The organism is Sphingomonas sp. DC1600-2 (assembly GCF_049897605.1).
Taxonomy (GTDB): Bacteria; Pseudomonadota; Alphaproteobacteria; order Sphingomonadales; family Sphingomonadaceae; genus Sphingomonas.
The window spans coordinates 27,594-44,010 of sequence record NZ_JAFCWO010000002.1; the positions used below are offsets into that span (position 1 = coordinate 27,594).

21 protein-coding genes are annotated in these 16,417 nt (G+C 63.9%); 13 read left to right on the forward strand and 8 right to left on the reverse strand.

Translation table 11 applies throughout. The annotated features are described in order from the left end of the window. The first annotated feature begins 59 nt into the window (after window positions 1-59). The 9 genes from ACP7BL_RS03560 (at window position 60) to ACP7BL_RS03600 (ending at window position 8,543) form a co-directional block, all read left to right on the forward strand. Window positions 60-1,121 (forward strand): substrate-binding domain-containing protein, encoded by a 1,062-nt coding sequence (locus tag ACP7BL_RS03560; RefSeq protein ID WP_426257655.1) that lies wholly within the window; start codon window positions 60-62, stop codon window positions 1,119-1,121. A 39-nt stretch (window positions 1,122-1,160) separates the two neighbouring features. Continuing rightward, window positions 1,161-2,531, forward strand: a complete 1,371-nt coding sequence (gene pstC / locus ACP7BL_RS03565) for a phosphate ABC transporter permease subunit PstC (protein ID WP_405052997.1) — start codon at window positions 1,161-1,163, stop codon at window positions 2,529-2,531. After that, on the forward strand, window positions 2,524-3,813 hold the full coding sequence (gene pstA, locus ACP7BL_RS03570) for a phosphate ABC transporter permease PstA (protein ID WP_033964214.1): 1,290 nt from the start codon (window positions 2,524-2,526) through the stop codon (window positions 3,811-3,813). Before pstC ends, pstA begins: the two co-directional genes overlap by 8 nt. Then, on the forward strand, window positions 3,810-4,580 hold the full coding sequence (gene pstB, locus ACP7BL_RS03575; protein WP_033964220.1) for a phosphate ABC transporter ATP-binding protein PstB: 771 nt from the start codon (window positions 3,810-3,812) through the stop codon (window positions 4,578-4,580). Before pstA ends, pstB begins: the two co-directional genes overlap by 4 nt. A 16-nt stretch (window positions 4,581-4,596) precedes the next feature. Next, on the forward strand, window positions 4,597-5,283 hold the full coding sequence (gene phoU / locus ACP7BL_RS03580) for a phosphate signaling complex protein PhoU (RefSeq protein WP_033964222.1): 687 nt from the start codon (window positions 4,597-4,599) through the stop codon (window positions 5,281-5,283). Between the two features lie 13 nt (window positions 5,284-5,296). After that, window positions 5,297-5,989 carry a phosphate regulon transcriptional regulator PhoB gene (phoB, locus tag ACP7BL_RS03585; protein ID WP_010187105.1) on the forward strand — a complete coding sequence of 231 codons (693 nt, stop codon included), beginning with the start codon at window positions 5,297-5,299 and terminating at the stop codon, window positions 5,987-5,989. A gap of 82 nt (window positions 5,990-6,071) precedes the next feature. After that, window positions 6,072-6,368: a hypothetical protein gene (locus tag ACP7BL_RS03590; protein WP_426257656.1), complete on the forward strand. Its 297-nt coding sequence runs from the start codon at window positions 6,072-6,074 to the stop codon at window positions 6,366-6,368. Between the two features lie 168 nt (window positions 6,369-6,536). Next, window positions 6,537-7,436, forward strand: coding sequence for an SDR family NAD(P)-dependent oxidoreductase (locus tag ACP7BL_RS03595; RefSeq protein WP_341203358.1), 900 nt, complete (start codon window positions 6,537-6,539; stop codon window positions 7,434-7,436). A 75-nt stretch (window positions 7,437-7,511) separates the two neighbouring features. Continuing rightward, on the forward strand, window positions 7,512-8,543 hold the full coding sequence (locus ACP7BL_RS03600) for a hypothetical protein (RefSeq protein ID WP_033964619.1): 1,032 nt from the start codon (window positions 7,512-7,514) through the stop codon (window positions 8,541-8,543). A gap of 41 nt (window positions 8,544-8,584) precedes the next feature. Here the strand turns inward: ACP7BL_RS03600 and ACP7BL_RS03605 are convergent, their stop codons facing one another. Both ACP7BL_RS03605 and epsC read right to left on the reverse strand, forming a co-directional pair. After that, window positions 8,585-8,926, reverse strand: coding sequence for a DUF2794 domain-containing protein (locus ACP7BL_RS03605; protein ID WP_033964617.1), 342 nt, complete (start codon window positions 8,924-8,926; stop codon window positions 8,585-8,587). Beyond that, window positions 8,926-9,603 carry a serine O-acetyltransferase EpsC gene (gene epsC, locus ACP7BL_RS03610; RefSeq protein WP_126845661.1) on the reverse strand — a complete coding sequence of 226 codons (678 nt, stop codon included), beginning with the start codon at window positions 9,601-9,603 and terminating at the stop codon, window positions 8,926-8,928. Before epsC ends, ACP7BL_RS03605 begins: the two co-directional genes overlap by 1 nt. Window positions 9,604-9,740: 137 nt before the next feature. Here epsC and ACP7BL_RS03615 point away from each other — a divergent pair, with 137 nt between their 5' ends. Then, window positions 9,741-10,520: a sulfite exporter TauE/SafE family protein gene (locus ACP7BL_RS03615; RefSeq protein ID WP_033964616.1), complete on the forward strand. Its 780-nt coding sequence runs from the start codon at window positions 9,741-9,743 to the stop codon at window positions 10,518-10,520. Window positions 10,521-10,527: 7 nt separating this feature from the next. Here the strand turns inward: ACP7BL_RS03615 and ACP7BL_RS03620 are convergent, their stop codons facing one another. Together ACP7BL_RS03620 and ACP7BL_RS03625 are read right to left on the reverse strand one after the other, a co-directional pair. Beyond that, window positions 10,528-11,049, reverse strand: coding sequence for a carboxymuconolactone decarboxylase family protein (locus ACP7BL_RS03620; RefSeq protein WP_033964615.1), 522 nt, complete (start codon window positions 11,047-11,049; stop codon window positions 10,528-10,530). 135 nt (window positions 11,050-11,184) lie between these two features. Next, complete coding sequence (locus ACP7BL_RS03625) at window positions 11,185-11,727, reverse strand: peroxiredoxin (RefSeq protein ID WP_010403117.1); 543 nt, start codon at window positions 11,725-11,727, stop codon at window positions 11,185-11,187. A 143-nt stretch (window positions 11,728-11,870) separates the two neighbouring features. Here ACP7BL_RS03625 and ACP7BL_RS03630 point away from each other — a divergent pair, with 143 nt between their 5' ends. Together ACP7BL_RS03630 and ACP7BL_RS03635 are read left to right on the forward strand one after the other, a co-directional pair. Then, the gene (locus ACP7BL_RS03630) at window positions 11,871-12,770 is read left to right on the forward strand and encodes a hydrogen peroxide-inducible genes activator (protein WP_033964614.1); all 900 of its coding nucleotides are present in this window, start codon (window positions 11,871-11,873) and stop codon (window positions 12,768-12,770) included. A 77-nt stretch (window positions 12,771-12,847) separates the two neighbouring features. Further along, a complete protein-coding gene (locus ACP7BL_RS03635; protein WP_126845662.1) occupies window positions 12,848-13,462 on the forward strand; it encodes a fasciclin domain-containing protein in 615 nt (204 codons plus the stop codon). Here the strand turns inward: ACP7BL_RS03635 and ACP7BL_RS03640 are convergent. The 3 genes from ACP7BL_RS03640 to pgsA are packed head-to-tail and all read right to left on the reverse strand — an operon-like array spanning window position 13,459 to window position 14,717. After that, on the reverse strand, window positions 13,459-13,893 hold the full coding sequence (locus ACP7BL_RS03640; RefSeq protein ID WP_033964613.1) for a molybdenum cofactor biosynthesis protein MoaE: 435 nt from the start codon (window positions 13,891-13,893) through the stop codon (window positions 13,459-13,461). The genes ACP7BL_RS03635 and ACP7BL_RS03640 overlap by 4 nt on opposite strands. After that, window positions 13,890-14,147 carry a MoaD/ThiS family protein gene (locus ACP7BL_RS03645; RefSeq protein WP_126845663.1) on the reverse strand — a complete coding sequence of 86 codons (258 nt, stop codon included), beginning with the start codon at window positions 14,145-14,147 and terminating at the stop codon, window positions 13,890-13,892. The genes ACP7BL_RS03640 and ACP7BL_RS03645 overlap by 4 nt, the downstream gene beginning before the upstream one ends. A gap of 3 nt (window positions 14,148-14,150) precedes the next feature. Beyond that, window positions 14,151-14,717, reverse strand: coding sequence for a CDP-diacylglycerol--glycerol-3-phosphate 3-phosphatidyltransferase (pgsA, locus tag ACP7BL_RS03650; protein WP_426257657.1), 567 nt, complete (start codon window positions 14,715-14,717; stop codon window positions 14,151-14,153). A gap of 123 nt (window positions 14,718-14,840) precedes the next feature. Here pgsA and ACP7BL_RS03655 point away from each other — a divergent pair, with 123 nt between their 5' ends. Then, complete coding sequence (locus ACP7BL_RS03655) at window positions 14,841-16,130, forward strand: MFS transporter (protein WP_126845784.1); 1,290 nt, start codon at window positions 14,841-14,843, stop codon at window positions 16,128-16,130. Between the two features lie 32 nt (window positions 16,131-16,162). Here the strand turns inward: ACP7BL_RS03655 and ACP7BL_RS03660 are convergent, their stop codons facing one another. Continuing rightward, window positions 16,163-16,330 (reverse strand): hypothetical protein, encoded by a 168-nt coding sequence (locus tag ACP7BL_RS03660; protein WP_426257658.1) that lies wholly within the window; start codon window positions 16,328-16,330, stop codon window positions 16,163-16,165. Between the last annotated feature and the right edge of the window lie 87 nt (window positions 16,331-16,417).

Sequence of the window (16,417 nt, forward strand, 5' to 3'; positions counted from 1 at the left end):
GCAGCAGGTCGTCGTGGTAGCCCGAGTCCGGGGCCGTCCAGTGCCCGAGGGGAGATTCCATGATCAGGAAATGTGCGATACTCGCTCTTGCCACGAGTGCGGCAGCGCTGACACTCACCGGCTGTCAGGATCAGGCGAATGGCGGCGGCGCGGGCTCGCGCGACCACATCACGGTCGTTGGGTCATCGACGGTCTTTCCGTTTACGACGATTGTCGCCGAGCAATTCGTCAACAAGACCCCCGGCACCAAATCTCCCGCGATCGAGTCGACCGGTACGGGTGCGGGCATGAAGCTGTTTTGCGCCGGGATCGGGGCTGCACATCCTGATATCGAGGATGCTTCGCGCCGGATGAAGGCCACTGAATACAACACGTGTAAGGACAATGGCGTCAGCGACATTATCGAGGCGCAGATCGGCCTCGACGGCATCGCCTTCGCCGAATCGAAAGGCGGCCCCAAGCTGCAATTGACGGCGGTCGATATCTATAAAGCGCTCGCCGCATCGCCGATGGGCCAAAAGAACACGGCCAAGACGTGGAAGGACGTCAATCCTTCGCTGCCCGCAGTGCCGATCCAGGTCTATGGGCCGCCCTCGACCAGCGGCACCCGCGACGCGCTGGCCGAACTGATCCTCGCCAAGGGCTGCGACGCGATCAACCCGACGCTGGCCGACCATAAGGACAAAGACCCGGCGGCTTATGCCAAGGGCTGTACCGCGATCCGGGAGGACGGTGCCTATGTCGACGCTGGCGAGAATGACAATCTGATCGTGCAGAAACTGCAATCGAACCCGAATGCGATCGGTATCTTCGGCTATTCCTATCTCGAAGAGAATAAGGACAAGCTGAACGGCGTGCCGATCAACGGGGTCGAGCCGACCTATGAGACGATCGCGCGCGGGGCCTATCCGGGATCGCGCCCATTGTTCCTCTACGTCAAAAAAGCCCATCTCAGCGCGATCAAGGGCCTGCGCGACTTTCTCGCGCTGTATGCCGCCTCGTGGGATCCCAAGGGTCCGCTTGTCGCCAAAGGCCTGATTGCCGCCCCGGACGACGTCCGCAAGCGCAGCGCGCAAATCCTGAAGGACGAGACCCTGCTCGACCCCAAGAAGCTGCTCTAGTCCTACACTCTTACGCGAAGTCGAACCCTCGCTTTGTCCATGCTCGCTCTTTTCCTGGTCATCGCCGGGCTCGGCCTCATCGGCTGGCTGACGGCGCGGTTGCGCGCCGTCAGCTTTCGCCGTGGCAGTACCGCGCGGTTCAGCTCGCTGCCCTCGCACTTCGGCGGCTATGTCGCCTTGTGGACGGTGATCCCCGCTGCCCTGTTTCTCTGTGTCTGGTCGGCGACCTCACCGGCCTTGGTGACCGACCGCGTGTTGCGCGACCCCGCCGCGGCACAATTGCCCCCGCCGGGGTTCAACCGCGCAGCCATCCTGTCGGAGGCGCGCAGTCTCGCCTCGGGCAACAGCTTCGGGGCGTTCAATCCCCTGTCCAAGCAACTCGCGCCCGCTTATGCGGCCGCGCAGACCCGCAATGACTGGATCGGTGCGGCCGTTGCACTGTTGCTGAGCTTTGCGACCGGCGGCTTCGCCTATACCCGCGTCCGCCCCGATTTCCGCGCCCGCACCAAGATCGAACGGGTGATGATGGCCGGGCTGCTCGCGGCTTCGCTGATCGCAACCCTCACCACGATCGGCATCGTCGCGTCGCTGCTGTTCGAATCCTGGCGCTTTTTCAATATCGTGCCGATTGGCGATTTTCTGTTCGGGACGCATTGGAGCCCGCAAGTGATCGATCCCGCCGCCCCAGGCAAAACGCTGGGCGCGGTGCCGCTGTTCTGGGGAACGTTTTTCATCGGCGCGGTGATCGCCATGCTGGTGGCGATACCGTTCGGGCTGATGAGCGCGGTGTACCTCACCCAATATGCGACGCCCGCCGCGCGTCGCTGGATGAAGCCGATCCTGGAGGTGCTCGCGGGCGTTCCGACCGTTGTCTACGGCTATTTCGCGGCGTTGACGGTCGCCCCGGCGGTGCGCGATTTCGCGGTATCAATCGGGATCACCTGGGCCAGTTCGGAAAGCGCGCTCGCCGCCGGGCTGGTGATGGGGGTGATGATCATCCCGTTCGTCTCGTCGATGGCCGACGATTCGCTCGCCGCCGTGCCCGATGCGATGCGCGACGGCAGTCTGGCGATGGGTGCGACGACGTCTGAAACCATCCAGCGGGTATTGCTTCCGGCAGCGTTGCCGGGCGTGGTTGGCGGCGTGCTGCTCGCGGTGAGCCGCGCGGTCGGCGAGACGATGATCGTGGTGATGGCTGCATCGGGCGTTGCCACGCTGACGCTCAATCCGTTTGCCAGCGCCACCACCGTCACCAAGCAGATCGTCGACCTGCTCACCGGCGAGGCCGAGTTCGACAGCCCGAAGACGCTCGCCGCCTTTGCGCTCGGGCTGACGCTGTTCGTCATTACCTTGCTCCTCAACATCGTCGCGCTGACGGTCGTTAAACGGTATCGCGAAGCTTATGAGTGACAGTCCCGTCGCCCAACCCACAAACCCCGCCCGCGACCGCGAGCCGACCGATTGGCGTGCCCCCGCCATGCAACGGCGTATCCGCCGACGATATGGTGCGGAGCAACGCTTTCGGTTGCTCGGCCTCGCTGCGGTAATCCTCTCGGCCGGGTTTCTTGCGGTACTGCTCGTCACCATGGTGATGAACGGTGCGAGCGGCTTCCTGCAAACGCGGATCGCGCTCCCGATCGATTTCCCACGCGCCGGGCTGATGCTCGACCCAAACCGGCTGCACGGTCCGGGTGCCGACCTGGCGCTGGCCGGTGCCGGAATCGAACGCGCGACCGACGACGCCGCAATCGCCGCTTTCGGCAAGAACGGCGACCAGTGGCTATCGGACGGTGCCTGGCTCAGCGTCCGTGAGGCGGTGAAGCGCGACCCCGCCATCCTCCGTGGGCGCAGCATCATTTGGGTGCCGGCCGCCGACACGATCGACGTCGCCGCCAAGCGCCAGGGCGATCCCGCCGCCGAGGCGATCGTCGCGACGTTGCAGGCACGCGGCGCGATTTCGACCGGGTTCAACCTGCCCTTCCTGACCGCCTCCGATTCCAACGACCCGACCCGCGCCGGGATCTGGGGCGCGTTCAAGGGATCGCTGTTCACGATGTTGGTGACGTTGCTGATCGCGTTTCCGATCGGCGTTCTTTCCGCGCTCTATCTCGAAGAATACGCCCCGCGGAACCGCTGGACCGATTTGATCGAGGTATCGATCAACAACCTCGCGGCAGTCCCTTCGATCATCTTCGGTCTGCTCGGGCTGGCGGTGTTTCTCGGCACCTTCGGCATGCCGCGCTCGGCATCGATCGTCGGCGGATTGACGCTGGCGCTGATGACGATGCCGGTGATCGTCATCGCCGGGCGGAATGCGATAAAGGCGGTGCCGCCGTCGATCCGCGATGCTGCGCTGGGCGTCGGCGCAAGCCCGATCCAGGTGGTGTTCCACCATGTCCTGCCCCTTGCGCTACCCGGCATCCTGACCGGCACGATCATCGGCATGGCGCGCGCACTCGGCGAAACCGCCCCGCTGCTGATGATCGGGATGCGCGCGTTCATCGCCTCGCCCCCGGCGCGGCTGACCGATCCGGCAACCGTGCTGCCGGTGCAGATCTTCCTCTGGTCCGATCAGATCGACCGCGGTTTCGTTGAGAAAACCAGCGCGGCGATCATCGTGCTGCTCGTCTTCCTGCTCGCGATGAATGGCTTCGCGATCTACCTCCGTAACAAATTCGAGACCCGCTGGTGAGCATTCCCAATCAACCGAAAATCTCCGCGCAGCACGTCAACGTGTGGTATGGCGCGAAACAGGCCATTGCCGACGTTTCGCTCACCTTCGGGCAGGACTATGTCACCTCGCTGATTGGCCCGTCCGGCTGCGGCAAATCGACCTTCCTCCGCACGCTCAATCGCATGAACGACACGATCGCCGGGGCGAAGGTCGAAGGGGATATCACGCTTGACGGCGAGAACATCTACTCGCCGGAAATGGACGTGGTGCAACTCCGCGCCCGTGTCGGCATGGTATTTCAGAAACCCAATCCCTTCCCCAAATCGATCTTTGAAAACGTCGCCTACGGCCCGCGCATTCACGGGCTTGCCGCCAACAAGCCGCAACTCGCCGAGATCGTCGAGAAGTCGCTGCGCCGCGCGGGGCTGTGGGAGGAAGTGAAAGATCGCCTGACCGAAAGCGGTACCGCTCTGTCGGGCGGCCAGCAGCAGCGCTTGTGCATCGCGCGCGCGATCGCGGTCGACCCCGAAGTCATCTTGATGGACGAGCCCTGCTCAGCACTCGACCCGATCGCCACCGCCAAGATCGAGGAACTGATCCACGAGCTCAAGGGCCGCTATGCCATCGTGATCGTGACGCATAACATGCAACAGGCGGCGCGCGTGTCGCAGCGCACCGCCTTTTTCCACCTCGGCACGCTGGTCGAATATGGCGCGACCTCGGACATCTTCACCAATCCTCGGCAGGAGCGCACCAAGGATTATATCACCGGCCGCTACGGCTGAACGCAGGACCACGCCCTTGAACGACCATACGGTAAAAGCTTTCGACGAAGATATCGGCCAGTTGCGCGGGCTGATCGCGCAAATGGGCGGGCTGGCGGAGCATGCCATCGCGGCCGCGATGGAAGCGCTCCGTCGTCACGATCTGGAAGGCGCGCGCGAGATTGTCGCGGGCGACAAGCGTATCGACGCGCTGCAGATGGAAGTCGAACAGCTCGCGGTGCGGATCATCGCGTTGCGCGCGCCGCTGGCCGATGATCTGCGTGAAGTCGTCGCCGCATTGAAGATCGCAGGCGTGGTCGAACGCATCGGCGATTATGCCAAGAACATCGCCAAGCGCGTTCCCATGATCGAAAGCCACGGCGAGATCGAGCCACTCTCGGTGTTGCCCGCCATGTCCGCGCTGGCGGTGCAGATGGTGCATGATGCGCTCGACGCCTTTGCCGCGCGCGATGCCGAGGCGGCCGTCGAAGTGTGCGATCGCGACCGGCAGGTCGACGATTTCTACAACAGTCTGTTCCGCGTGCTGGTCACGCACATGATGGAAAACCCCAAGACGATCGGTCAGGTCGCGCAATTGCTGTTCATCGCCAAGAATCTCGAACGTGTCGGCGACCATGCCACCAACATTGCCGAGATGATCTATTTCGCCGCAACCGGCACGCACATGGCCGAACGCGACCGCGGCGACATCCCGACCTCGTAACGGAGTACACGATATGGCCCGCGCCAAGATGTTGCTGGTAGAAGACGACGCCGCGCTCGCCGAGCTGCTGATCTGGCATTTCAAGCGCGAGGATTTCGAAATCGCGCAGACCCCCGATGGCGAGGAAGCGCTGCTGCTCGCCAAGGAGAACACCCCTGATATCGTCCTGCTCGACTGGATGGTCGAGGGGCTGTCGGGCATCGAGGTCTGCCGTCGCCTACGGCGCATGCCCGAGACGGCGAACGTGCCGATCATCATGCTGACGGCACGCGGCGAGGAAGAAGACCGGGTGCGCGGGCTGGAGACGGGCGCGGACGATTATGTCACCAAGCCCTTCTCCCCGCGCGAACTGGTCGCGCGCGTCGGCGCGGTGCTGCGGCGCGTGCGCCCGGCACTGGCGGGCGAGCAACTGACCTATTCCGACATCGAGATGGACACGGTCGGCCACAAGGTGCGCCGTTCGGGCGAGGTCATTCCGCTCGGCCCAACCGAATTCCGCCTGCTCAAGCATTTCCTCGAACATCCCGGCTGGGTGTTCTCGCGTGAGCGCTTGCTCGATGCGGTATGGGGCCATGACAGCGACATCGAAAGCCGCACGGTCGACGTCCACATCCGCCGCCTGCGGAAAGCGATCAATCGCGGCGACCGTCCCGACATCATCCGCACCGTACGCTCGGCGGGCTACGCGCTCGATTCGGGAGCGTAAAGAAAATCGGGAGCCATGCGGGGAAATGTGCGTTGGACCGGACGAGCAGCACAGATTGCTGCCCGTTTGCAGGAGACCCCGCATGAAGCTCATGATGTTCGCGGCGCTCGCCGCCGCCGTCGCGACGCCGACTTTGGCCCAGACCGCCCCCGCAGCGCCCGACGCGGCAATGGCCCAGCCCGCGCCCACCCCACCGGCACCGCCGCCCCCGCCGCCCCCGCCGCCCGCTGAACCCGCTCCAGCGCCTTCCGCTGCGGCCCCGGCACCTGCCGCCCCCGAAAGCTATCCGTGGTGCTCGCGCACGGTCACCGACGGGTGCCGCGAACACTCCAACGCAGCCGGCGCGCGCCTGCACTCCACGCCGCGGCCAAAACGCTAAATTGAAATGACGGAAAGGTAGGCAGAAGGCCTGCCTCCTTTTCCCTTACGGCCGACGTGCGGAACATCCGCACGTCGACCTTTTCGTAAGTTCAGTATGGCGATCGTGGCTTGCACCGTGCGCGCAATCGCCTAGGACGCGCCTCAAATCACTTGGAGGAGTCCTGCTATGTCCATCCGTTTCGACGATAAGGTCGCCATCGTTACCGGTGCCGGCGGTGGCCTGGGCCGCGCTTATGCGCTTGAACTGGCGCGGCGCGGTGCGAAGGTCGTGGTCAACGACCTCGGTGGCGCGCGCGATGGCACCGGCCATTCCGACGCAGCGCTGAAGGTCGTCGAGGAAATCAAAGCAGCCGGCGGCGACGCGATCTCGAATGGCGGCAGCGTCACCGAATATGAGCAGATGGTCGAGATGGTCGCCAAGGCCAAGGAAGCCTGGGGCGGCGTCCATATCCTGATCAACAATGCCGGCGTGCTGCGCGACAAGAGCTTCGCCAAGATGGAGCCGGCCGACTTCAAGTTCGTCATCGACGTCCACCTGAACGGATCGGCCAACTGCACCAAGGCAGTGTGGGAAACGATGCGCGCGCAGAATTATGGCCGCATCCTGATGACCGCATCCTCGACCGGGCTGTACGGCAATTTCGGCCAGGCCAATTATGGCGCGGCCAAGCTCGGCCTTGCCGGGCTCACCAAGACGCTCGCGATCGAGGGGGCCAAGAACAACATCAAGGTCAACACGATCGCGCCGACCGCGGGCACGCGCATGACCGAGGACCTGTTCCCGGCCGAGGCGTTCGCTGCTTTCGCGCCCGAGAAGGTCGCCCCCGCCGCGCTCTATCTCGTGTCCGAAGACGCGCCGACCAACATGATCGTCGGTGCTGGCGCGGGCGTGTTCCAGGCGGCCTATGTCACGCTGACGCAAGGCAAGCTGCTGACCGGTGACGACCTGTCGCCGGAGGGCATTGCGGCGCACTGGGCGGAGATCACCGATCGCACCGGTGAGTTGACCCCGCAGAACGGCGCGGAACAGTCGATGAGCATCCTCAAGAAGCTGCAGGGCGGCTGATCGGCTTAGCGATACGCTGTATTGCTACAGTGACACACGTATGGTAATCCTCCTGCCGACAACAGGAGGATTACCATGTATAGCGAAAGCGATATCGACGGCGCGGTGACGGCAGGCGCGATCTCGCGCGACGCCGCCGCTGCGCTGCGCAACCACGTCGCCGCGCGGAGCGCGGTGCCAGCGGTCGACGAAGAGCACTTCCGGCTGCTGACCGGATTCAACGACATCTTCGTCTCGATCGCGCTGGCGCTGGTGCTGGTCGCGGTGGCGTGGATCGGCAAGTCGATCACCACGCCCCTAGCAGGTGCGCTGGTCGCGGTCGCCGCCTGGGCGCTGGCCGAATATTTCACGCGCGTCCGCCGCATGGCGTTGCCGAGCATCCTGCTGCTGCTCGCCTTTGTCGGTGGGGTCGCGGCGAGCTTGATCGGCGTAATGGTCGAACTCCATCCCGACCTCTCCAATCAGGTCAACGCCGCGATCGGCGCGGGGATTGCACTTATCGCCACAGCGGCAGCCTGGGCGCATTGGCAACGGTTCATGGTACCGATCACCGTCGCGGCGGGGGCAGCAGCGGGCGTCGGCGTCGTGGTCGGTCTGACCTTCGCGGCCTTCCCGACGATGCAAGACCTCGTCTATCCGCTGGTGCTGGTGTGCGGCATCGCCGTGTTCACGCTCGCCATGCGGTGGGACATGTCCGACCGCGAACGGCGTACGCGCCGCGCCGACGTCGCCTTCTGGCTCCACCTCGCCGCCGCACCGATGATTGCGCATCCGATCTTTCACATGCTCGGCGTGTTCGGCGCGAATATCGACATCGGCACTGCGCTGATCGTGCTGGCGCTGTATCTCGCCTTCGCCTTCGTCGCCCTTGCGGTCGACCGGCGTGCGCTACTGGTGTCGAGCCTCGTCTACGTCCTCTACGCGATGTACGCGTTGTTCCAGAATGCAGGGGCAATCGAACTCGCCTGGGCATTCACCGGCCTCGCGATCGGCTCGGCATTGCTGACGCTGTCGGCATTCTGGCCAACGATGCGGCGGATAGTGATCGGCACGCTCGGCCATTTGGGCGAGCGTTTGCCCCCGGTCGGCACGATGGTCGCCGCCTGACCCCGCTCCAAACCCCGCTCGGCCGCGAGCGGGGTTTGTCGTCAGTCCACCACCTTCATCAATCGTCGTTCGACGGGGGCCAGCACCGGGCCCAATTCGTGCCCACGCTTCAAAACGAGGCCCGCTTCATTGACCAGCGCCCACATGCCTTGCCGGTTGCGCAAGGCCGGGCGCTTTTCGATGCGGAATTCGGGGCGCTCGGCGGCACGGCGAAAGGCGGCAAAGATCGCGGCGTCATGGCCCAACTCGATCGCATAGTCGCGCCACAGCCCAGCCGATACCATCCGTCCGTACAAATCGAGGATCCGCGTCAGTTCGACCCGCTCGAACCCGATCTGCGTCGGAACGCCGCGCGGGCTGGGAAAGGGCGTAACCGTCCCCATCAGGCGCGGTCACGCTCCTGATGATTTTCCGCGAGCAATGCGTCGAGCCGCTTGCGCATCGTCTCCAGCTCACACCGCAGCAACTCCACGCGCTGCGTCGCCGGATCGAACATATCGCTGCACGGCGTGCCATAAGCGAGGAAGCCGGTCGGCTTCTGCCCCCCCTCCACCATCGTCGCGCGCGCCGGGATACCGACCATCACCGCGCCTTCGACGACATCCTTGGTCACCACCGCATTGGCACCGACGCGAGAGCCCTTGCCCAGCGTGATCGGCCCCAGCACCTGTGCGCCGGAGCCAATGATGACATTGTCACAAAGGGTCGGATGACGCTTGCCCGCGACGCCATTGTCTGGGCTCGTGCCGCCGAGCGTGACGCACTGATAGATGGTGACGTTGTCTCCGATCTCGGCGGTTTCCCCAATCACCACGAAGCCATGGTCGATAAAGAAATTGCGCCCGATCGTCGCGCCGGGATGAATGTCGATCGCGGTCAGAAAACGCGAAAAATGGTTCACCGCACGCGCCAGAAAGAACAGCCGCGCCTTGAAAAGACGATGCGCGATCCGGTGGTACGCGAGCGCCCACACACCCGGATATGTGAGAATCTCAAGCCGCGACCGGGGGGCCGGATCGCGCGCCTTAATTGAATCGAGATAGGCGAGCAATCGTCCCATCGTGGCGGTGTCCCCTTATTATGGGAGATTATCTAGGCGCTCAGTCGAGCGAATAAAAGGACCAGTTCACCGCCGACCACGCCGCATAAATCCCTATCTACCTTGTGGGATTTGGGAAATTCCGCGAAAGTTCGCCGATGTTCGATCTCTCCTCATGGGATTTCACGGCGATCCTAGCCGTGATGCTGCCCTTCATTCTGGTCGGTTTTGCCGCACAGATGATCGATGGTGCGCTCGGAATGGCTTTCGGCATCATCAACAACACCTTGCTGGTGGTGTTTCTGGGCGTGCCCCCTGCCCTCGCATCGGCCAGCGTCCATGCGGTCGAAACGTTCACCACCGCCGCATCGGGCGTAAGCCACATTCTGCATCGCAATGTCGATTGGCGGCTGTTCCGCCGACTGGTGATCCCAGGCGTGCTTGGCGGCATTCTGGGTGCCTATGTGCTGAGCACCATCGATGCATCGGTCGCGCGACCGTTCGTGATGGCCTATCTCGCGGCAATCGGGTTGTACCTGCTGTTTCGCGCCTATCGCGGCAAGGTCCACCCGCGCGAACCCAAGATCATTGAACCGCTCGGCTTTGCCGGCGGCTTTCTCGATGCGGCGGGCGGCGGTGGCTGGGGTCCAGTGGTGACCTCCAATTTGCTGGTGCAGGGGGCGCCGCCGCGCACCACCATCGGCACCGTCAACACCTCGGAATTTTTCCTGACCTCGACGATCTCGATAACCTTCATCACCACGATGGGGTGGAAGGCATTCACGCTTCAGACGCTGGGCCTGCTGATCGGCGGGTTGCTGGCGGCCCCCTTTGGTGCTGTCATCGCCAAGCGCGTGCCGACGCGCCCGCTGATGGGGCTGATCGGCACGCTGCTGACCGCGACGAGCGCTTACTCGGTTTGGGCGGCGCTCGCCTGAACGACGTTTAATTGACGGCGGCGTGGACCGTCGCAACCGCTTTCATCACCGCACCGATCCGCACCGCGGTCTGGATCGCTTCGGCGGTGGCACCGGCCTTCTTGAGCACTTGCTCATGGCTGTCGATGCACATCCCGCAGCCGTTCATCGCGCTCACGGCAAGGCTGAACAGCTCGAAATCGACCTTGTCGATGCCAGGCGCACCGATCACATTCATGCGGAGCTTGGCCGGCATCGTCTGATATTCGGCGTTCCCGGCGAGGTGGGTGAAGCGATAGTACACATTGTTCATCGCCATCACCGCCGCCGCCGCACGCGCCGCGTTGGCGGCTTCAGGCGTCAGCTTCGCGGCAACCTCGGCCTCGGTCACATCGACCAGCGGCTTGTAGCCGGTGGCGTGGGCGCAGGACAGGAACAGGCCATATTTCTGCTGGTCGGGCAAATGCGCCTCGTTGAGCAGCGAGCCGACGTTGAGACGAATATCCTTGGCGAAATCCGGGAGCGTCCCGGCGAAATCCTTGAGTGACATGATGTTTCTTTCTCGCACCCCTCCCGCTGTGCGGGAGGGGTGGGGGGAGGGCCTGACATAGAAAAGGGGCGCTCCGACCTACGGTACGCCCCTCCCCTAGCCCCTCCCGCAGAGCGGGAGGGGAATTTTACCGACTTACGCCGCGATCTTCAGGACGTCGTCGCCCTTGTTCCAGTTGCACGGGCACAGCTCGTCGGTCTGCAGTGCGTCGAGCACGCGCAGCGTTTCCGCCGGGTTGCGACCGACGTTCAGGCCGTTGACCTGCACCGCCTGGATGACGTTGTCGGGATCGATGATGAAGGTCGCGCGGAACGCGACATGCTCGTTCTTGTCGAGAATGCCGAGCTGCGACGCCAGCACGCCACCGTTATCCGCCAGCCAGGGGAAATCCGCCGCGGCCAGATCGGGGTCGGACTTGCGCCAGGCGAGGTGAACGTGCGCGGTATCGGTCGACGCACCGATCAGCACCGCGTCACGATCTTCGAAATCGCCCTTCAGGCCCGCATAACCGACGATTTCGGTCGGGCAGACGAAGGTGAAATCCTTTGGCCAGTAGAACAGCACCTTCCACTTGCCTGGGAACGCGTCCTGGCTGAGCGTTTCACCGGCGGGAAGCGCGTTGACGCCCTGCTGAACGGGAACCGTGAAATCGGGGAGCTTATCGCCAATGGTCAACATATTCTGGGCCTCCTAAAAATGGGGCCTCTTCTGGCATCCTCCACCGCAGCGCTTCTGCACCGTCTGTTGCACAGGCTCATATAGGGCCTGTTTTTATCGATCCAATGGGTTATTTACACGCTTCTGATCGAGTGGAGCGATAAATGGCGACCTATTTGCCGACCCTGAAACAGTTGCAATATCTCGCTGCCCTGCAGGATCACGGGCATTTCGGGCGTGCCGCCGAGGCGTGTTTCGTGACACAGTCGACCTTGTCGGCGGGGATCCGCGAACTCGAAACCCTGATCGGGGTGACCCTGGTCGAGCGCACCCGCCGCGTCGTGCGCTTCACCCCGCTGGGCGACCGCATCGCCGACAAAGCGCGCCGCGTGCTGCGCGAAGCCGATGAACTGGGCGACATGGCGCGCGCCGCCGGACGCCCCTTATCGGGGGAGATGCGGATGAGCGTGATCCCGACGATCGCGCCGTTCATGCTTCCGCGCATCCTGCCGCGGTTGCGGCGCGACTATCCCGACCTCAAACTCTTCCTGCGCGAGGAACCCAGCGGTGCCGCCTGTGAGGGCCTCCATCACGGGCGTGCCGATTGCGTGTTGCTGGCGCTCCCGTTCGCGTGTGGCGAGGTGAGCGCGCAGGTGCTGTTCGAGGATCGCTTGTTCGTGGCAGGCCAGCCGGGCGAGATGGGCAATATCGCGCGTGCGATGCCCTCTGCGGAAATCGACGAGACACGGCTGTTGCTGCTCGAGGACGGGCATTGCCTTAAGGACCATGCGCTATCCGCTTGTGCCCGGCCGGAATTGCGAGCCGAGGCGACGATGATGGGCACGTCGCTCCACACGATCGTACAGATGATCGACAATGGGCTGGGGCTCACGATGTTGCCCGAAATGGCGCTGAAGGCCGGCATCCTCGATCATACCGGTTTGGTCTCGCGCCCGCTCGATGCCGCCAATCCGGCGCGAAAAATCGCACTGGTCTGGCGACGCGGTTCGCCGAGGGAGAAAGACTTTCAATTGCTGGCGACGGCGTTGGCGGAACCGGCTTGACGAAACTATTCGGCCGCTCGACCGTAGTTTGGGGGTGCCTCCTGTAACAGAGGCTCCCTGATCCAGTGGAGAAACTGATGACGTTCAAGACCAACCTGTATCTGGCAACCGTTGCTGGCGCACTCGCCTTCGGTGCTGCCGCCACCGCACAGACCGCGCCAGCCGCTCCGGCAGCGCCCGCAGCCCCGGCAGCAGCCCCCGCACCGAACCCGACGGTCGGCGGGGCCGTAATGGATGCGACCAAGCCGATCGCTACGAACGCGGCCGCTGCCCCCAACCTCACCACGCTGGTGTCCGCAGTGAAGGCTGCAGGCCTTGCCACGACCCTGGCGGGCCCTGGCCCCTTCACCGTCTTCGCGCCGACGAACGATGCCTTCAGCCGCCTCGCGCCGGGCACGGTCGACACGCTGCTGAAGCCTGAGAACAAGGCCACGCTGGCCAAGGTGCTGACCTATCACGTCGTGCCGGGTACGCTGACGCTGACCGACATCCAGGCGAAGGTCACCGCTGGTGGTGGCAAGGCGGTATTGACCACGGTCGAAGGCGAACCGCTGACGATCGAGCTGATCGGTGGCGGCGTGCAGCTGACCGACGTCAACGGCAATAAGAGCTACATCGAAACCCCCGACGTCGCCCAGTCGAACGGCGTCGTGCATGTCGTCAACGGCGTACTGTCGCCCAAGCTCGGCTAAAGCGTCCACCGCGCGGCGGCGGCATCGTCGCTGCCGCGTGGTTCTACCCAACGGGTCTCGTCGCCGCGTGTTTCCTTTTTCCAAAAGGGCGCGTCGGTCTTCAAGCGATCGATCAGAAAGGCGCAAGCCTCCAGCGCGGGCGCGCGGTGCGGTGCCGCTGTGCCGACAAACACCACCACATCCCCCGGTGCCATCGCACCGACCCGGTGCGTGATCCGCGCATCGATCAGCGCCCAACGCTCACGCGCTTCGTCCACCAGCCTCTGCAGGGCCGCCTCGGTCGCCCCGGGATAATGTTCGAGTTCCAGCGTCGCGACGCCGTCATCGGCGCGGACGAGGCCCACGAAGGTGGCGATGCCCCCTGCCCCGGCGGCAGACAAGGCTGCGAATTGCTCGGCGGCGTCGATGCGGGCAGGATCGACGACGATCATCCGCCGGTCACCGGTGGGAAAATAGCAACTTCACGCGCCGACCCCAGCACCGCGTCCAGCGGCACGAACACCTGATCGACCGCGGCGCGCAAGCGCGCCGGGTCGGCGAAGGCCGCGCCGTGCACCGCGCTCCCGTTCGCCAGCCAGCCGATCAGATCGGCGACCGTCACGACGTCGCCTGGCGGGTCAACCATCTCGCCGCCACGTCCAATCCGTTCGCGTACCCACGCGAAATAGAGCATCTCGATCGCCACAGTTCAGTCCATATGCTTCAGGCCGACGCGCAGATAGTCCCAACCGGTGATCACCGTCAGCACCGCTGCGCCCCACAGGGTAACCAGGCCGACGTGCGCCACCCACGGGTAGAGCGGCACCGCGCCACCCAGAATCAACGCTCCCAGCGACACCATCTGCAGCGTGGTTTTCCATTTGGCGAGCCGCGACACCGGCACCGACACCTGCAATTGCGCGAGGAACTCGCGCAGGCCCGACACCGTGATTTCCCGCAGCAGGATGATCAGCGCGGCGATCTGATGCACGCCCTGGATAACCGCCGGATTGCCATCGCGGGTGCCCACCAGCAGCAGGATGACGGCCGCGACCATGATCTTGTCAGCGATCGGGTCAAGGAACACGCCGAGCTTCGACACCGTTCCGTTGGCCCGCGCGAGATACCCGTCGAAATAATCGGTGATGCCCATCAGGCAATACAGCACGAATCCCGCTGCATAGCCCTCCGCCCAGCCCGGCCACCACAGGAACCAGGCAAGCAGCGGCACCACGACGATCCGCGACAGGGTGAGCAAGTTGGGTAAGGTCAGCACACACCCGCTCTACTCGCCCGATCCCGCGCGCGAAACCCCAACATGACAAGCGGGTTGCTGGCGCTAGCCCGGCTGGGCTATGGGCGGTCCTTATTTCGCGATATCGAGGCCTCGAAACACATCATGCTCAACGCGCTCGGCTTGCTGAAAGAGCGCCGATTTCTGCCCTTGTTCGTCACGCAGTTCCTTGGGGCGTTCAACGACAATCTGTTCAAGACGGTGATGGTGCAATTCGCCATTTACCGGATTTTCGCCGACCAACGGCTTGAGCAGAATTTCACGGCATTCGCGACCGCGCTTGGTATTCTGCCGTTTTTCTTGCTGTCCGCGCTTGCGGGGCAATTGGCTGACACGCACGACAAGGCCAAGATTATCCGGGTGGTGAAGACCGCCGAGATCGGCATCATGATCGTCGGTGCGAGCGGACTGATGATCGCCTGGGCGGGGTATACCACCGCCGGGCTGGTACTGATGCTGGCCGCAGTGCTGTTCCTCGGCGTGCACTCCGCGTTTTTCGGCCCGATCAAATACGCGATTCTGCCGCAGCATCTGCATGAGGATGAAGTGCTGGGCGGCACTGGTCTGGTCGAATCGGGCACCTATCTCGCGATCCTGATCGGCACCGTGCTCGGCGGGTTCATCGCCGTGCAGCATGCCGCGATCGTGGTACTGGTGGTCGCAGCGGTCGGCTGGATCGCATCGCTGCAAATCCCGCCCGCACTGCGCGAAGGCCGCGAACTGGTGGTGAGCTACAATCCCTTCACGTCGTCGTGGCGCTTGATTTCCGCTACGATGCACATCCGCCGCCTGTTCCTCGCTATCTGCGCGATCAGCTTCTTCTGGACGATGGGGGCAGTGCTCATCATCATCTTCCAGCCGCTCGCCAAGAATGTGCTGACGGCCGACAAACATGTCCTGACGCTGATGATCGCGCTGTTTTCGATTGGTGTCGCGGTCGGATCGGTGCTGATCAACGCGCTGCTGAAAGGCCACACCTCGGCGAAATATGCCCCTGCCTCGGTGCTGGCGATGGGCGCGTTTATCGTCGCTTTCTCGTTCCTCTGCCGCGACTGGCCCGCCGCACCGCACGGCACGCTGTACGACGTGATGACCTTTATCGAGATTCCCCGCGCTGTGCTGGTGATTGTGGCGCTGATGGGGATTGCGGTGACCGGCGGCATGTTCGTCGTTCCGCTTTACGCCTTCCTCACCACCACGGTGACCAAGGACCAAACCGCCCGCACCGTCGCCGCCAACAATGTCGTCAATGCCGGCGCGATGACCATCGGTGCGGTGGCGGTGCAGGGACTGGCGGTCGCCGGGCTATCGCCCGAAAACATGCTGCTGATCGTGGCGGCGATGTGTCCTGTATCGGCGTGGCTGGCGCAAAAGCTGCACCTCGCCTGCGACTGACGACCCAGCTCAAACGGCGGCGACTCGCCGCTTCAGAAAATGAACGTGTAGAAGCACACGAAGAAGGCTGTGAAGCTGAGCGCGAACAGTCTGATGTCGCCCTCATCGCGGACCCGCGCGCGCTCTACCCGCCCGGTTACGACGGAGCGGCGGAACGGGTGACGGGCGCTGGGCGCGGCGAGCAAGAGGGTCCGTTGCATGGCAACAGGTTAACGCCGCGTTTACGATTTCGACCAGTGCTTCTTTTGGTTAGCGGCGTCTAAATGCGGGACACCCGCGCAACGCGG

Coding starts and splice junctions, on each gene's coding strand:
- ACP7BL_RS03615 (WP_033964616.1), top strand. CDS start 9,741: ATGTTCGATCTCTCCTCATGGGATTTCACGGCGATCCTAGCCGTGATG.
- pstA (WP_033964214.1), top strand. CDS start 2,524: ATGAGTGACAGTCCCGTCGCCCAACCCACAAACCCCGCCCGCGACCGC.
- ACP7BL_RS03560 (WP_426257655.1), top strand. CDS start 60: ATGATCAGGAAATGTGCGATACTCGCTCTTGCCACGAGTGCGGCAGCG.
- pstC (WP_405052997.1), top strand. CDS start 1,161: ATGCTCGCTCTTTTCCTGGTCATCGCCGGGCTCGGCCTCATCGGCTGG.
- epsC (WP_126845661.1), bottom strand. CDS start 9,603: ATGGGACGATTGCTCGCCTATCTCGATTCAATTAAGGCGCGCGATCCG.
- ACP7BL_RS03635 (WP_126845662.1), top strand. CDS start 12,848: ATGACGTTCAAGACCAACCTGTATCTGGCAACCGTTGCTGGCGCACTC.
- ACP7BL_RS03640 (WP_033964613.1), bottom strand. CDS start 13,893: ATGATCGTCGTCGATCCTGCCCGCATCGACGCCGCCGAGCAATTCGCA.
- ACP7BL_RS03660 (WP_426257658.1), bottom strand. CDS start 16,330: ATGCAACGGACCCTCTTGCTCGCCGCGCCCAGCGCCCGTCACCCGTTC.
- ACP7BL_RS03625 (WP_010403117.1), bottom strand. CDS start 11,727: ATGTTGACCATTGGCGATAAGCTCCCCGATTTCACGGTTCCCGTTCAG.
- ACP7BL_RS03595 (WP_341203358.1), top strand. CDS start 6,537: ATGTCCATCCGTTTCGACGATAAGGTCGCCATCGTTACCGGTGCCGGC.
- ACP7BL_RS03605 (WP_033964617.1), bottom strand. CDS start 8,926: ATGGGGACGGTTACGCCCTTTCCCAGCCCGCGCGGCGTTCCGACGCAG.
- ACP7BL_RS03590 (WP_426257656.1), top strand. CDS start 6,072: ATGAAGCTCATGATGTTCGCGGCGCTCGCCGCCGCCGTCGCGACGCCG.
- phoB (WP_010187105.1), top strand. CDS start 5,297: ATGGCCCGCGCCAAGATGTTGCTGGTAGAAGACGACGCCGCGCTCGCC.
- ACP7BL_RS03600 (WP_033964619.1), top strand. CDS start 7,512: ATGTATAGCGAAAGCGATATCGACGGCGCGGTGACGGCAGGCGCGATC.
- ACP7BL_RS03655 (WP_126845784.1), top strand. CDS start 14,841: ATGCTCAACGCGCTCGGCTTGCTGAAAGAGCGCCGATTTCTGCCCTTG.
- ACP7BL_RS03620 (WP_033964615.1), bottom strand. CDS start 11,049: ATGTCACTCAAGGATTTCGCCGGGACGCTCCCGGATTTCGCCAAGGAT.
- ACP7BL_RS03630 (WP_033964614.1), top strand. CDS start 11,871: ATGGCGACCTATTTGCCGACCCTGAAACAGTTGCAATATCTCGCTGCC.